Consider the following 14,457-nt stretch of genomic DNA (forward strand, 5'->3'; position numbering starts at 1 on the left):
CTAGCGCACCTTCCAGGAGACGGGAAGATGTGCCGCGCTAGACAGGCGCACGCGTCCTAGCGAGTCACGGCGAATGACTGTTGGCTGCCCCTTGCCGAAAACTGTATTGACACTTGGTGTCCACCCACGACCTTCAATGATCACTCGCGCCTCTTTAGGGGCATCCGAGCCAATACCTTCAGCACTCATGAGTAATGGACGCAAACGTAACCTACCTTCGCCGTAAAAGCCGTCGAGCCGCCATCTTGATACCGTGCCGAAGGCTTCCTGCAGCCCGGCGATTTGTCCAGTAGTGAAGCTGGATGTGTCAATCACTAACTCATCATCGACAACGAGCCACCCTAGGTACTCTGCGTTGCCCTCTGCTAGCGCCTTGCGGAGCTTTGGTTCTGCTTGGCGAGCAGAGATTGTTTGGGGCTTGATTTCGACAGCGAATAAGTCTTCGTGTCTATGACGAAGAAGATCGACGTTATAGACGCGCAGCATCGCGTAGGACGGTTTCTTTCCTGATGTGATTTTGTAGATGCGCGCATGATGGAACCGGCTCAGTTCCGCATAACCACCGCGGACCTTGATACAGCCCGCCCCGACAGGAAACACCTCGATCTCATCATCGGCATTAAACCACGAACCGTGGACTCGAATGCGCCTATTCGGATTCGCAGGCAGGCCTTCTTTAGGATCAAAGTCGGGTTCACGCGTGAGCGCGCACCACAGTGCCTCTGAAGAGGCTCGATCGATATCTGTGGCAGAGATTTCTCCGCCGACACGAATTTTCTTGAGTGCTCCGATCGTATCTTCGTGTGCACGTCCATTCCCCAATCGCAGTCGTAGATTGGAGGTGACAACGATTCGGTCCTCGTCGAGCGCCGCTTGGAGCATATGCGCAAGTTTACGAACCTTGGGCACCCAAGAATTCCAGGCAGCACGGTGAGCGTCATCGGCACCCGTATATTCTTTCCACTGATCTGGTGCGTTTTCGATAAAAGCTGCTTGGCGTTTATTCGCACGCTCAGCCAAGGTTTGTGCAACGTAGGGCGTGGTAAAAGCAATAATTGCTGCATCTACGGCATGATGCCGGCGATCCAAACGGGATTTTCCAGGGCCATCGATGAAGCGCAGACGCTTGTGAATACCAGAAGCCTTCCGCGCCTCAGCCGTCAGAGCACCTCGATAAACTCGGACGCTAGTACCAGCCTCATGGAAGTGCTGTGCGACACGGCCCCTCACCTCATTAGCCATCCACGCCACAGACTCGATGGAGCGGGAATCTAAGGGCTCATCAGCGTGGGTTCGTTTCAACCGTTCGCAGACAGCACTTCGAAACGCGTTAAAATCCGATTTTTTCTGTCCAGGTTCAGGAAGCCAGAACTTGGTGCGTTCGAGGGCTTCAGCGAGTGAAACACCGGGTATGGGGCATTTATCTGCCCATACTGCGAAAGGAATATTCTTCTTCGCGAGATTGCAGCGATGGCACACGGCCACCAGATTCTCTCTCACGTTGGTTGAGCCTTGCCCTGCACGTGGCACGATATGGTCCATCTCGCTATTGGAATAGGTGATGGGTGCGCCACAGTAGGCGCATTGCTCGTTCTGGCGCTGGAGTGACTGGTAGCGCCACAGATCGGAGCGGCGCACGGCGCCATCGATATTGAGCTTTTCCTGCATCTCCGCGAACAGTTGAAGGTTCCGTTTGTGGCGACGGTCATTTTCACGGGTGATCTCCCTAGCAACGTTTTCACTGGAGAAACCATCACGCACATGCTCGATAACGATGGACTGCGGCACACCCCATTCGGCCTCAGCTGCTTCAATCCACCGTGCAATGCCCTTGAGAACACGATCCACCGCTGGGTTTCCTACCGGTTCGCCGATGCGTGGCTTGGGCGGAACCCAGTCTTCGGAGACACCAAATTCTGCACGGCGTGCCTCATACAAGTCCATATTCTCTGACTGCATTTGCGCAGTCAGCCGCGTTAAAGTGTCCTCACTATAGGCTGCGCGCCCGATGGGCAGGTGAAGCGAATCGAGTTTCTCATGCTGGTCATCATCTAATTCGGCAAAGAATGCCTGAACCGCAGCCCCTTCTTTGGAGTCAAAGTTGATCACCTCGGAGTTGGACAGCGCCTTGACCATCTCGGCTCGGTGAGCGGCATCGGCTGTAGCCCACCAGTGAACAAGAGGTTTAACGCGGCAGCGCGAAATAACTCGATTGGTGTCGTGCACCGGCGGCCGAGCGCCAGCGCGTTCACCATCGTCGGTAAGAGTTGCTGTGCCCCTCAACCGCCCGCGATCGACGGACAGGATAGCGGCGACATCGAGCCATGAAGGGTCCTTTTTGGCCGGAAGATTGATCAGATGATCGAATACCAAGGCTCGTTCTTCGGCAGTGAGACGTCTCGTCTGTCCTGTGCTTTCTTTGATACGCAGATTGCCTATCAGCGCGGAGACACGATAGCGCTGGAAACTATCAGAGGCCTTAGCAGCACGTGTTTGTGTGGGGTTGAGAGGATCCTTGCCTCTACGGCCTTGCTGCGCGCCCTTGGGAGACTCAGCAGCGAAGACCAGATCAATGATCTTTTTCCGAAGAGTGTCGTCGATTTTCTGGACACGACATATCTCATTGATTTCCCGCGCATGGTCACTCTGTTGTAGCCGAGCCGATATGACCGCCTGCTTTGCCTGATCTGGGTTCTTCTTGTCCTTCCTTTTGCCGCCGCCGCGGAGGCGATGGTGGCCGAATTGCGCGAAGGAGATCAGCTGCCCCACGGTGGCGTCGCCGGGGATAGGACGGCCAGTCTTTTGGCTGAGATTCTCGCGAATCTCATTGAAGGCATCGCTCGCGTCACCGGGGGAGTACAAGCTAGCGGTTGAATGATAGGGATTTCTCCATCCACGGTGGTTGGCGATGTGGCGCAGCGCTACCGACAGGTATTCCCCCCGTTGGGCTTCGTCAGCGATGAAGCCATTAACGAGTGCGACCCGAGCCTTCCACGGGAAATACGGATCTGAGTACTCCTCGAATGGACGCGTCGTCCAATTCTGCGCTTTGAGGAACTTTTCGAGTTTTATCGTGCGATGCTTGCGTCGCCGGTAGAGGCGCCGAGTTCGACGAGCCACACCAGATTCTGCAAGACGTGTGTTGGCAGTCTTATTTGAGTCCGGATCAACGCCAGAATCGTGGATAAAAGAAACGGTGTTCAATAGCTGGAGTGGATTTCCAGCCTCGTCTACTTCGATGGCGGCGCAGCCGAGTGAATACGATCCGACGTCGATGCCTACGACATACTTCGTGGACATGAGGTGTCCTCCTAGATTAAAAAAGCCGGACCCGAAGGTCCGGCTGGAGCATTCTGCAACCGGAAACTAGCCGGCGCTTACTGAGGTTCAGTTCGCTACTGATATTAGCAGCGAAATTTTTTATCAACCAGAAAACGGCTACGTATCCCCCCAATGTGGAGGATAGGGGGCGGTGTGTAGCCGGTACGTAGCGAAGAGGACTACGTCTACGCCCGTGGAAGCGGAAGCCTCGCTAGTGTCGTGTGATTACTGCGGCGGATAATGCGAACAGCGCCCCCGATGAAGCGGGGACGCTGCGTCGATAAGCGTGCTGCGATGAGCCGAACTAGCGGCGCATGATCTTCTTCGACAGCCAGTTGCCGAAGAACTGCGCGAGCTGGACGATGATGATGATCACCGCGGTGGCCACGAGGGTGACGGTCCAATCGAAGGAACGATAGCCGTAGACGATGGCGAAATCGCCCAGTCCGCCGCCGCCGATGTAGCCGGCCATGGCGGACATATCCACCACCGCGATAAAGATGAAGGTATAGCCCAGCACCAGCGGGCCGAGGGCCTCGGGAACGATGATCGTGGTGATGATCTTCCACGGCGAGGCGCCCATGGCGCGGGCCGCCTCGATCACACCGGGATCGATGGCCACCAGGTTCTGCTCCACGATGCGGGCGACGGCGAAGGTCGCGGCGATCGACATCACGAAGGTGGCGGCGCCGGTACCGATGGTCGAGCCGATGGCCACCTTGGTCAGCGGGCCGATGAAGGCGATGAGGATGATGAAGGGGATCGGGCGGATGAAGTTCACCAACACGTTGAGCACGGCGTAGACAAACGAGTTGCGCAGGATGCCGCTCGGGCGCGTGGTGTAGAGCAAAATGCCCAGCACCAGCCCGAAGAAGCCGCCGGCCACCATCGTGATGCCCACCATGTAGAGGGTCTCGAAGATGGAGTCGATGAAGGTATCGCCGAGCCGATCCCAGTCAGCTGCGAGATAAGTGGTGTCCATTTAAGAAATCTCCTGAATCTCGGTGGTCTGCGTGAGGGAGCGGTAGAACTCGTCGATGGCGGCATTATCGCCATTCAGACGGACGGTGACCTTGCCGAAGGAATTACCCTGCAGGGTGGTCACGCCGCCGTGCACAATATCGACGCTCACATCGGCCTCGCGGGCGTGGCCGGCCGCAGTGAAGAAGCCGGAGGTCTCGGTGAGTTTGACGGTAAATAGTCGCCCCGGTTTGCCGCGAAGATCATCCGACTCCACATTGTCCGGCTCATTGCGCAGGGTGGTGGCCACAAAGCGGCGAGCCACAGCAGTCTGCGGATCCGAGAACACCTCAAATACCGAGCCCTGCTCCACCACGCGGCCGTTTTCCATCACCACCACCTTGTCGGCGATCGAACGCACCACATCCATTTCGTGGGTGATCACCACGATGGTGATGCCGAACTCCTTGTTCACCTTGCGCAGTAGGGCCAGCACATCCTGGGTGGTCTCGGGGTCGAGAGCCGAGGTGGCCTCATCGGCCAGCAGCAAGGAGGGGTTGGTGGCCAGGGCGCGGGCGATGCCCACGCGCTGCTTCTGTCCGCCGGACAGCTGCTCGGGATAGGAGCCGCCCTTATCGGAGAGGCCCACGAAGTCCAGCATTTCCTGGACGCGCTTGGTGCGCTCGGCCTTGGAGATGCCGGCCAACTCAAGGGGGTAGGCGATATTGCCGGCTGCGGTGCGCGCGGAAAACAGGTTGAACTGCTGGAAGATCATGCCGATATGGCGGCGCAGCTGGCGCACCTTCTTCTCCGGCATGCCCACGATATTGGTGCCGTCCAGCAGAATCTCGCCGGAGCTCGGCACATCGAGGCCATTGATCTGGCGCACCAAGGTGGACTTGCCCGCACCGGAGTAGCCGATCACGCCGAGGATCTCCCCGGGGGCGACGGTGAGATTGACGTTATCCAGGGCGGTCACCGTGCCGCGCTTCGTGGAGAAGGTCTTAGACACGTTGCGGAATTCAATAGCGGTGCCAGTAGTACCGGACGGGATGGAGCCGGCGGCGGCCGCGTGTGGTTGTTGTGCCACGAGCGAAAAGTTCCTTAAAACGTAGGTGAATGGAAACAAAGGCCCCCTAGGAAAAGGGGGCCGTGGTGCGGGGATTAGCCCTTGCGGATCTCGTCCTCGAGACGGTGCAGGATCTCCTGCAGCTCATCGGCGGGGCGATCCACGGCGACGGAGGTGCCGGCGGTGTCCTCTTGATCGGCATCCACCACAGCCTGGGTGTGCCAGATCTCGGCGAGCTTCTTCAGCTGCTCATTGTCCTTATCCTCGGCGCGCACAACCACCACATTGATATAGGGCTCGGCGAGCTCAGAGTTGGGGTCATCGGCGAAGATGGAGGACTTCGGGTCGATGCCGGCGCGATCCAGGAAGGAGTTGTTGATGATGGCCGGCTTGCCCTCGCCCCAACCGGTGGGGGTCTGCGCGGCATCCACCGGCTGCACCTCAACCTTGGACTTATCCTTATCGATGTCGGCCGGGGTGGGGTTATCCACGTCATTCTTCAGGGTGATCAGATCCGCCTGCACCAGCACGTTGATAGCGCGGCCCTGGTTGGAGGGATCGTTCGGGATCACGATCTCCTGGCCCTCGATGCCGTCGAGGGAATCGTGGTCCTTCCAGTACAGTGCCAGCGGCACGATATAGGTGGAGCCGATCGGCAGGAGGTCATCGCCGGAGCCCACATTGTGCTCGGCGAGGAACTTCAGGTGCTGGAAGCTATTGGCGTCGATCTCGCCCTCGGCCAGCGCCTTATTCGGGGTATTGAAATCGCTGAAGTTCACAACCTCGAGGTCGATGTCGTTCTCGTTGGCTGCGTCCTCCCAGGCGGCGAACTGCTTCAGGGTGTAATCAGTAGAGCCGAGCTTGATGGTGGAGGAATCATCGCTGCCGCAGGCTACAAGCGCGGTGGCGGACAGGGCCACGGTGGCCAGGGCGGCGGTGGTGCGGGTAAATCGCTTCATGGGAACATCCTTAGAAAAAAGTAGTAGAAAGAGCTGTCTATTTGACGCTGCTCTACGCTAGCACCTTCGTTTGAATCTGTACAGCTTGGTCTACGGAGGGGGCAATAAGGGGCTAGAACAGGTGTGCGAAACGTGCTAGCGTGGGGCGCATGGAATGGAATGGCTGCTTCTTGGGGGTCAATGCCCGCCCTTTAAGCTGGTCAAAGCTAGAAAGGCTGCTCTCTGGCCGCTATGATGGGCGCCTGCAACCGGCACCCGCTCAGTCTAGCCCTAACGCAGCGCATGTTCGACAATCGCAGGGGCGTATCGCGGACCTGCATTGCCGCTCGAGTTATAGCTTTTTACACGGCGCATCTGAGCCAGAAGAACTCGTCGCTCGCGCCGTGGAATTGGGCTACCGCGCCCTCGGGTTGTGCGATCGCGATGGCCTCTATGGCGTGGTGAAATTCGCCGAGGCCGCAGCGCAGTATCAGCTGGACACGATCATCGGTGCCGAGCTCAGTGTCGGCGAACAGCTGGGGATTCCGGCCACCTTGTGTGTGCTCGCCAAGGACGTCGAAGGCTATCGCCGCCTCAGCCGCGTTATATCCGCCGCGGCGATGGCCGCCGGGGAAAAAGACCACACGGTCTATCCCTCGCTGGCGGCGCTCGGCACCGCTGCCGGCGGTCACTGGTATGTGCTTGTCGACGCCACCTGGGCCCCACAGCTTCCCGCCCTCATCGCGGCATTCGGGCGGGAGAATATCCGCCTTGAGTACCGGATTTCTCGCCGCCCCACGGACGCCGATGCGCACGCCGAGCTGGACCGGCTTCGCGCCCAGTACCAGCTGCGGGGGACCGTTTCCGCCGTGGCCACTGCCGCCACGATGGGGGCGCGGCGACTCGCCGCCGCGAAGGACGCCCTCGCCGCCCGCCGCAGCGTGGGCGATCACGCCGCGGAACTCGACCCCATGGGTGGGCGCTGGCTGCTGGGGGAGAAGGCACTGGCCACCATGGTGCCGCACGCCAGCGAACTCATGGCAGAGAATCTGCGGCTGGCGGAGGAATGCGCCTTAGAGCTCACCCTCGTGGCCCCGAATCTGCCCAGCCACGGCGACAACGAGATGGCGCAGCTGCGCCAGCTGGTCGCGGAGCGGGCTCCCCAGCGCTATGCGTCCCGGCCCACCGAGATCGCCCACCGCGCCCATGCGCAGATCGACTATGAGCTCGATGTGATCGAACAGCTCGGCTTCGCCGGGTATTTCCTCATCGTGTGCGGGATCGTGGATTTTTGCCGACGGGAGAATATTCTCTGCCAAGGTCGCGGCTCAGCCGCCAACTCTGCGGTGGTCTTTGCCCTCGGCATCACGAATGTGGAGCCGATCAGTGCGCGGCTGCTCTTTGAGCGCTTCCTCTCTCCCGAAAGAGAAGGGCCGCCGGATATCGATATTGATATTGAATCGGGCCGCCGCGAGGAGGTGATCCAATACGTCTACAACACCTATGGCCGCGACTACGCCGCCATGGTGGCCAATGTGATCACCTATCGCCATAAGGGGGCGATACGCGATGCCGGCCGTGCCCTCGGCTTTGCGCAGGGCAGCTGTGATGCCTGGTCGCGCGGCGTCGCCGACCCGCCCGAGCAGGTGCGCCAGCTCGCGGCCAGTCTGGAAGGCCAGCCTCGGCATCTCGGCATTCACTCCGGCGGCATGGTGCTGTGTGATCGCCCCATTGCGGATGTGGTGCCCGTGGAATGGGCGCGCATGGACGATCGCTCCGTGGTGCAGTGGGATAAGGATGACTGCGCCTCCGCGGGGCTGGTGAAATTCGACCTCTTGGGCCTGGGCATGCTCGAGGCCCTGCACCACATGATCGATCTCGTGGCAGAGCAGCACGGCATCACTGTGCACTTATGGGAGCTCGACCTCGCCGAGCCAGAGGTCTATGCCATGCTCGCCCGCGCCGATGCCGTGGGGGTCTTTCAGGTGGAATCCCGCGCCCAGCTCAACACCCTGCCGCGGCTAAAACCCCGCGAGTTCTTCGACCTCGTGGTGGAGGTCGCTCTGGTACGCCCGGGCCCGATTCAGGGCGGCTCAGTGCACCCCTATATCCGCCGCCGCAACGGCCTCGAGCCCGTGGAGTTCGATCACCCCTGCCTAGAAAACGCGCTGGCTAAAACCCTCGGCGTGCCGCTCTTTCAGGAACAGCTCATGCAGATAGCGGTGGACGCCGCTGGTTTTAGCGGCGTCGAGGCCGATGCTTTACGACGCGCCATGGGCTCCAAACGTTCACCGGAGAGAATGGAGACGCTGCGGGCGAAGTTCTATGCGGGCTGTAAAAGCACCCACAATATAGATGAGGACACCGCCCATCGGCTGTGGCTGAAAATTATGGCCTTCGCCGCCTATGGTTTTCCCGAATCCCACTCCCAATCCTTCGCCTCCTTGGTGTACTTTTCGGCTTGGTTTAAATACCACTACCCAGCCGAGTTCTGCGTCGGCCTGCTGCGCGCCCAACCCATGGGCTTTTATTCGCCCCAATCCCTGATTCAAGACGCCCGTCGGCACGGGGTGCAGGTAGAGCCGGTCTCGGTGCTGGACTCGGATGTGCAACCACGGGTGGACAACGGGGCAATCCGGCTGGGGCTGTGCTCGGTGAAAGGGCTGCGGCGGCAGGCGGCCGAGAAGCTCGAGGAGATCCGACACGGCCTAACGCCGGCATCGACGGTGGCCGATATCGCCCGCGCCGCCGAGCTGAACGTCCGGGATGTGGAAAGCCTCGGCCGCGCCGGGGCCTTCGCGGCACTCGGGATCAGTCGCCGCCAAACCCAATGGGTGGCGGGCGTGGCGGCCAGTGAGCAGCAGGGCATGCTGCCAGGGCTCTCGGCGATCACCGCGCCGCCGCTGCCGGGAATGAACACCTTTGAGCTCATGGTGGCCGATGTGGCCAGCACCGGGATCACCCCAGCCAGCCAGCCGCTGGAACTCATCCGCGCCGAGCTGGACCGGCGCGGGGTGATACCCGCAGCGCAGCTGCTGGCACAGGAAGATGGCCGCCGCATCCTCGTGGCCGGCATTATCACCCACCGCCAGCGCCCCCAGACCGCCAGCGGTGCAGTATTTTTTGGCATGGAAGACGAGACCGGCTTGATCAATGTGGTGGTCTCGCCGGGGCTGTGGGCGCGCTACCGCCGGCTCGCGCGCACCGCCACCGCGTTGCTCGTGCGCGGTATCGTGCGCACCGCCACCGGGGCGGCCACCGTGGAGGCCGATAAGTTCGAGCCCCTGGCCCTCGGAGAGATGCTGGACCTCCGCTCCCGCGACTTTCGCTAAGCAGCGGGGCACGGTGCGCACTGTGCTAAAAGTGGGCCTATGGCTTCTCACACCGAACTCAACCAGCGCGACGCCGACGCCATGGGCGTGACGTTTCAGCCCGTCTCCCCGGCTTTGGTGAAGGCGCGGCTTATCGGCCGCATGCCCGTTCTGGTCCTTGCGACACTCGGCATGGCCATCGGTGCGTACTTCGCCTCTGGTGGGTGGCAGATCGCGCTCATCGTTGGTGCGATCGCCATGGCTGGGATCAGCGCGTTTATCGCCTCGCTCACCATCGTGCAAGTGGCGCGCATCGGTTGGGCGGAAACCGAGGATGAGCTGCTGGTGCGCCGCGGCCGCCTGTTCTACAGCCTCACTGTGGTGCCCTATGGCCGCATCCAATTCGTCGATATCAATAACGGCCCCATCGAGCGTGCTCTGGGGCTGAAGAATATCGAGCTGCACACCGCGTCCTCCACCAGCGACTCCAGCATTCCGGGCCTGCCCGAGGATGTGGCCTCCGAGTTGCGCGTGCGCCTGAGTGAGAAGGCGAAGGAGAGGATGAGCGGCCTGTGAAAGAAGAACTGCACCCCGACGCCGCCGCACCAGACAACGGCGCGGCTGCGGTCACCGCAGACAACGCCGAATTCCAGCGCGTTCACCCGCTGACCCCGCTGATTCGTTTCTGGCGGGCGCTGCTGGCGCTGATCGTCGCCATCGGCATCAACCAGCGGGAACTCCTCGGCGATATTGTTGGTTTGCTGCACGATCGTGACTCTTTTTCCCTCCTGCCCATCGTGGTGAGTATCGGCGGCACCGTGCTTGTGCTCGGGCTGACGTGGGCGCTGTCTCGGATCTGGTGGAAGCGCAATGGCTATCGCCTCGGCAGCGATGAAGTGGTGGTGGAAAAAGGCGTGTTCAGCCGCCAATCCCGGTCCGCGCGCTGCGATAGGATTCAGGCCGTCGATGTGGCCGAGCCTCTCGTCGCCCGTATCTGCGGTCTTGCTGCCGTGCACATTGAAACTGCAGGCGGCGATGATTCGGTGCTGAAGATCGAGTACCTGGATAAAAACACCGCCGAGCGGGTCAAAGACACTGTGCTGCGCCATAGCCGCGGAGAACAGGACGCAGCAGTGCCCGCTGCTACCGAGAGTGCCGCGGCTGAACAGTCAGCCGCCGAGAGCCCCGTGCCCGCAGCTCCCGCGGCCGCCGCGCCAGAGCTGCTGGCCGCCGTTCCTGTGCGCCAGGCCTTGCTCGCGCTGGCCCTCCAGTGGTCCACCATCGTTACGGCGCTGGCGCTCATCCTGGTCGCGCTCACTCCCGCCGGATTCGCCTTCGTGCTGCCGATGCTCCTCGCTGGCTTACCCTCCGTGGTGAGCTTCGCTAATCGGGCGTGGGGCTTTCGTGCTGAGTACAATGCCACCACCCATGAGCTACTGCTGCGCTATGGGCTCACCGAGCGTCGCTCGCAAACCGTGCCGCTGCACCGTGTGCACGGGGTATCCATCACCCAGCCGCTGCTGTGGCGGCGCATCGGCTGGTGGAAGGTCACGGTGTCGGTGGCCGGCTATGGCGATAGCAGCGAAACCTCCACCACCACGACGGTGCTGCCGGTGGGAGACTATGCCACGGCCACCGCGTTACTCCTGCTGCTCAGCAAGGTCGACGCCGAGCACCTGCAGGGGGCGGCGCAGCCAGGGCAGCTGCACTCGCCGATGGTGCGTTCTCCCCGCCAGGCGCGATGGTTGGGGCCGCTGCACTATCGCTACCGCGGGCTCAGCCTGGTGGATGACTACGCCGTTATCCACACCGGACGCTTCAGTCGCACCATGAGCGTGGTGGAGCTGGAGCATATTCAGGAGCTCACGCTCAGCGCCGGGCCGCTGCAGCAGTACCTCGGGCTAGTGAGCGTCCGCCTCGACTTGGTGGAAGGCCCAGTAAAGATGGAGCTCAAGCATATCGCCAGCGCCGATGGCTACGCCCTGCTTAATCGGCTCCGCCAGCGCCAGCTCCCGGCGCTGCACAGCCCGGATAGCCCAGCTGCCGCCACGCCTCATAAGCCGCCACAGCCGCCGCATTGGACAGATTCATCGATCGCCGCCCCGCCAGCATCGGAATCCGCACCTGAGCGGTGACGCGAGGATGGGAGAGCGCCGCCGCGCTGAGCCCCGTGGGCTCGGTGCCGAAGAGCAGCACATCGCCGGGCTGGTAGTGCACCTCCGAGTGGCTAAGAGTGCCGCTGGTGGTGAAGGCGAAGACCCGAGCATCGGGCAGTGAGTCGAGGCACGCTGCAAGCGAGGAGTGCACCTGCACCTGGGCGAGGTCGTGATAGTCAAGACCGGCCCGGCGCAGGTGCTTTTCGCTGAGATCGAAGCCGAGTGGCTCGCACAGGTGCAGGGTGGCGCCCGTGCCGGCGCACATGCGGATGGCGTTGCCGGTATTCGGGGGAATCACCGGGTTATCAAAGACCACATGGGCATAGGGCAGGGCGGTGCTGGGGCTGGTAACGGGCGCGGTGTTCACGTGGGCCCATCCTACGCGGCGGGCGTCTGTCATAATGGATCCATGACCGCGATGAAACTGGATGGAAAACTCTACCGCGACGAAATTTTCGTCGAACTTGCGAAGAAAGTCGAAAGACTCAAGGAACAGGGCATCACTCCAGGGCTCGCGACGGTGCTGGTGGGCGAGGACCCCGCCAGCCAGTCCTATGTGCGCATGAAGCACAAGGACTGCGAGAAGATCGGCGTGAACTCGATCCGGAAGGACCTGCCGGAGGATGTCACCCAGGGAGAGCTGCTCGAGGTGATTGAGGAGCTGAATAATGATGACGCCTGCACCGGCTACATTGTGCAGCTGCCACTGCCGAAGCACATCGACGAAAACGCAGTGCTCGAGGCCATCGACCCCGCCAAGGATGCCGATGGCCTGCACCCGGTGAATCTGGGCAAGCTGGTGCTCAACGAGCCCGCCCCGCTGCCCTGCACCCCCAATGGCTGCATTCATCTGCTGCGCCGCTTCGATGTTGAGCTCAACGGCGCCAAGGTTGTGGTGATCGGCCGTGGCGTGACAGTGGGCCGCCCCCTCGGGCTCATGCTCACCCGCCGCTCCGAGAACTCCACCGTGACGCTGTGCCACACCGGCACCGCCGATCTGAAGGCGGAAACCCAGCAGGCCGATGTGATCATCGCCGGCGCGGGCGTGCCGCATATGCTCACCGCCGACATGGTGAAGCCGGGCGCCGCCGTGCTGGATGTGGGAGTCTCCCGCAAGGACGGCCAGCTGATGGGCGATGTGCACCCCGATGTGTGGGAGGTCGCCGGTGCTGTATCGCCGAACCCAGGCGGTGTGGGCCCGCTGACCCGCGCCTTCCTCGTGCGCAATGTGGTGGAGCGGGCGGAGAAGCTCGCCGGTCTCACCCAGCGCGAGCTCTAATACCGGATCCGTGGAGCGCGTCGACCCTATCGCGGATCTCAGCGGCAACCCGCACGATCGGGCCCTGCCGCCCTCGCCGCTACCCCTTCGCCTGCAACGGGCGCTAATGGGTGTGTTCGTGCTGGGGCTGCTTGTGGCCGCGGTGTTTCTCTTCAGCGATCACTGGCGCCGCGCCACCTTCGTCTTCGGCGCCAGCCTCGTGCTGCTATCCGGGATCCGCTATGTCTGCGATTCCCATGTATTAGGAGTGCTGGCGGTGCGCTCGCGGCGTTTCGACGTCGCCTTCACCGCCGTCGTGGGCGGATTGATGATGTACATCTCCGCCTCTATCGACGCCCTCGGTAGCTAGCTGGCGGCGAGGAAACGGCGCACAATATTGTCCATTTGGCGCTCTTCTACGAGGAAGGCGTCATGGCCCACCGGGGAAGAGATATGGGCCATCCCGAGGGGATGGGCGACATTCCGCGCAATCAATTCCTGCTGGTAGTAGGGGTAGAGAATATCGGTGTCTACTCCTGCCACCATGGTGGGGGCGGTGATCTGCGCCAAGGCAGGCACCAGTCCGCCGCGGTCGCGGCCGATATCGAAGCGATTGAGCGCTTCGGTGAGCACCACATAGGAGCCGGCGTCGAAGCGATCGACGAGCTTGCGGCCCTGGTGGTCGAGATAGCTTTCCACCGCGAAGCGCTGGGTGGAGTCGCGATAAGCGCCTAGGGGATTCTCCCCGCGCTGGGCGGTGGTGCCGAAGCGCTCGTCGATCTCTAGCTCGCCACGGTAGGTGAGATGTGCCAGCTTGCGGGCGGTGGTGAGCCCCTGTTCGGGGCGGCGCCCCGTGCCGTAGTAATCCCCACCCTGCCAATGGGGGTCATAGGTGATGGAGGCAATCTGGATCTGCTGCACGCCGATCTGCCAGGCACTGGCCCGCGGCGAGACCGCCACCACCAGGCAGGCCTGCACCATCTCGGGGTAGAGCAGCGCCCATTCGAGGGTGCGGGCGCCACCCATGGAGCCACCGGCGACGGCCCGCAGGTGGGTGATGCCGAGACGATCGAGCAGGAGTTTTTCCGCGTGCACGAGATCCCGAATGGATAGCGCCGGAAAGCGCGATCCCCACGGCACGCCGTCTGGGGCCGGGGAGGCGGGTCCGGTAGAGCCCTGACAGCCGCCGAGTGCATTGGTGCAGATGATGCAGTACTCGGTGGTGTCGAAGGCGCGGCCCGGCCCGATGAGCCCGCCCCACCAGTCGGCCGCATTGGCATCGCCGGTGAGGGCGTGTTCGACGAGGATGATATTGGAACCATCCGCGCGGGGCTCACCGAAGCGCATATACGCCAGGGAGATAGGCAGGCTCACACCGGCCTCGGTGCGGAACTCGCCGAGCGGCACCGTGTGCAGCTGGCCGGGTGTGCCTAGGTTCATCGTC

General features: G+C 62.0%; 10 protein-coding genes and 1 pseudogene. 5 read left to right on the forward strand and 6 right to left on the reverse strand.

Annotated elements, in window-relative coordinates; genetic code table 11:
* From cas9 to KRX12_RS09060, 4 genes are all read right to left on the reverse strand, one after another.
* The gene (gene cas9, locus KRX12_RS09045) at positions 1-3,300 is read right to left on the reverse strand and encodes a type II CRISPR RNA-guided endonuclease Cas9 (protein ID WP_218366414.1); all 3,300 of its coding nucleotides are present in this window, start codon (positions 3,298-3,300) and stop codon (positions 1-3) included.
* Between the two features lie 325 nt (positions 3,301-3,625).
* Entirely contained in the window at positions 3,626-4,303 is a 678-nt protein-coding gene (locus tag KRX12_RS09050; RefSeq protein WP_218365277.1) for a methionine ABC transporter permease, read from the reverse strand.
* Positions 4,304-5,371 carry a methionine ABC transporter ATP-binding protein gene (locus KRX12_RS09055; RefSeq protein WP_192796399.1) on the reverse strand — a complete coding sequence of 356 codons (1,068 nt, stop codon included), beginning with the start codon at positions 5,369-5,371 and terminating at the stop codon, positions 4,304-4,306.
* 74 nt (positions 5,372-5,445) lie between these two features.
* Entirely contained in the window at positions 5,446-6,309 is an 864-nt protein-coding gene (locus KRX12_RS09060; protein WP_218366415.1) for a MetQ/NlpA family ABC transporter substrate-binding protein, read from the reverse strand.
* A 149-nt stretch (positions 6,310-6,458) separates the two neighbouring features.
* On the opposite strand from KRX12_RS09060, the gene KRX12_RS09065 reads away from it, so the two are divergent.
* From KRX12_RS09065 to KRX12_RS09075, 3 genes and pseudogenes are all read left to right on the forward strand, one after another.
* A complete protein-coding gene (locus KRX12_RS09065) occupies positions 6,459-9,620 on the forward strand; it encodes an error-prone DNA polymerase (RefSeq protein WP_218366416.1) in 3,162 nt (1,053 codons plus the stop codon).
* A 39-nt stretch (positions 9,621-9,659) separates the two neighbouring features.
* Positions 9,660-10,175: a PH domain-containing protein gene (locus tag KRX12_RS09070; protein ID WP_218366417.1), complete on the forward strand. Its 516-nt coding sequence runs from the start codon at positions 9,660-9,662 to the stop codon at positions 10,173-10,175.
* 248 nt (positions 10,176-10,423) lie between these two features.
* Positions 10,424-11,557: pseudogene (locus tag KRX12_RS09075) on the forward strand (PH domain-containing protein); the annotation flags it as partial.
* A 28-nt stretch (positions 11,558-11,585) separates the two neighbouring features.
* Here the strand turns inward: KRX12_RS09075 and KRX12_RS10910 are convergent.
* The gene (locus KRX12_RS10910; RefSeq protein ID WP_370625570.1) at positions 11,586-12,155 is read right to left on the reverse strand and encodes a tRNA (cytidine(34)-2'-O)-methyltransferase; all 570 of its coding nucleotides are present in this window, start codon (positions 12,153-12,155) and stop codon (positions 11,586-11,588) included.
* Positions 12,156-12,164: 9 nt separating this feature from the next.
* Here KRX12_RS10910 and KRX12_RS09080 point away from each other — a divergent pair, with 9 nt between their 5' ends.
* Entirely contained in the window at positions 12,165-13,034 is an 870-nt protein-coding gene (locus KRX12_RS09080; protein ID WP_218366419.1) for a bifunctional methylenetetrahydrofolate dehydrogenase/methenyltetrahydrofolate cyclohydrolase, read from the forward strand.
* A gap of 10 nt (positions 13,035-13,044) precedes the next feature.
* On the forward strand, positions 13,045-13,383 hold the full coding sequence (locus KRX12_RS09085; protein ID WP_370625571.1) for a DUF3017 domain-containing protein: 339 nt from the start codon (positions 13,045-13,047) through the stop codon (positions 13,381-13,383).
* On the opposite strand, the gene KRX12_RS09090 is transcribed toward KRX12_RS09085, so the two are convergent.
* The gene (locus KRX12_RS09090) at positions 13,380-14,453 is read right to left on the reverse strand and encodes a homoserine O-acetyltransferase (protein WP_218366421.1); all 1,074 of its coding nucleotides are present in this window, start codon (positions 14,451-14,453) and stop codon (positions 13,380-13,382) included. The genes KRX12_RS09085 and KRX12_RS09090 overlap by 4 nt on opposite strands.
* Positions 14,454-14,457: the final 4 nt, after the last annotated feature.

The organism is Corynebacterium sp. TAE3-ERU2 (genome assembly GCF_019209955.1).
GTDB classification, from domain to species: domain Bacteria; phylum Actinomycetota; class Actinomycetes; order Mycobacteriales; family Mycobacteriaceae; genus Corynebacterium; species Corynebacterium megadyptis.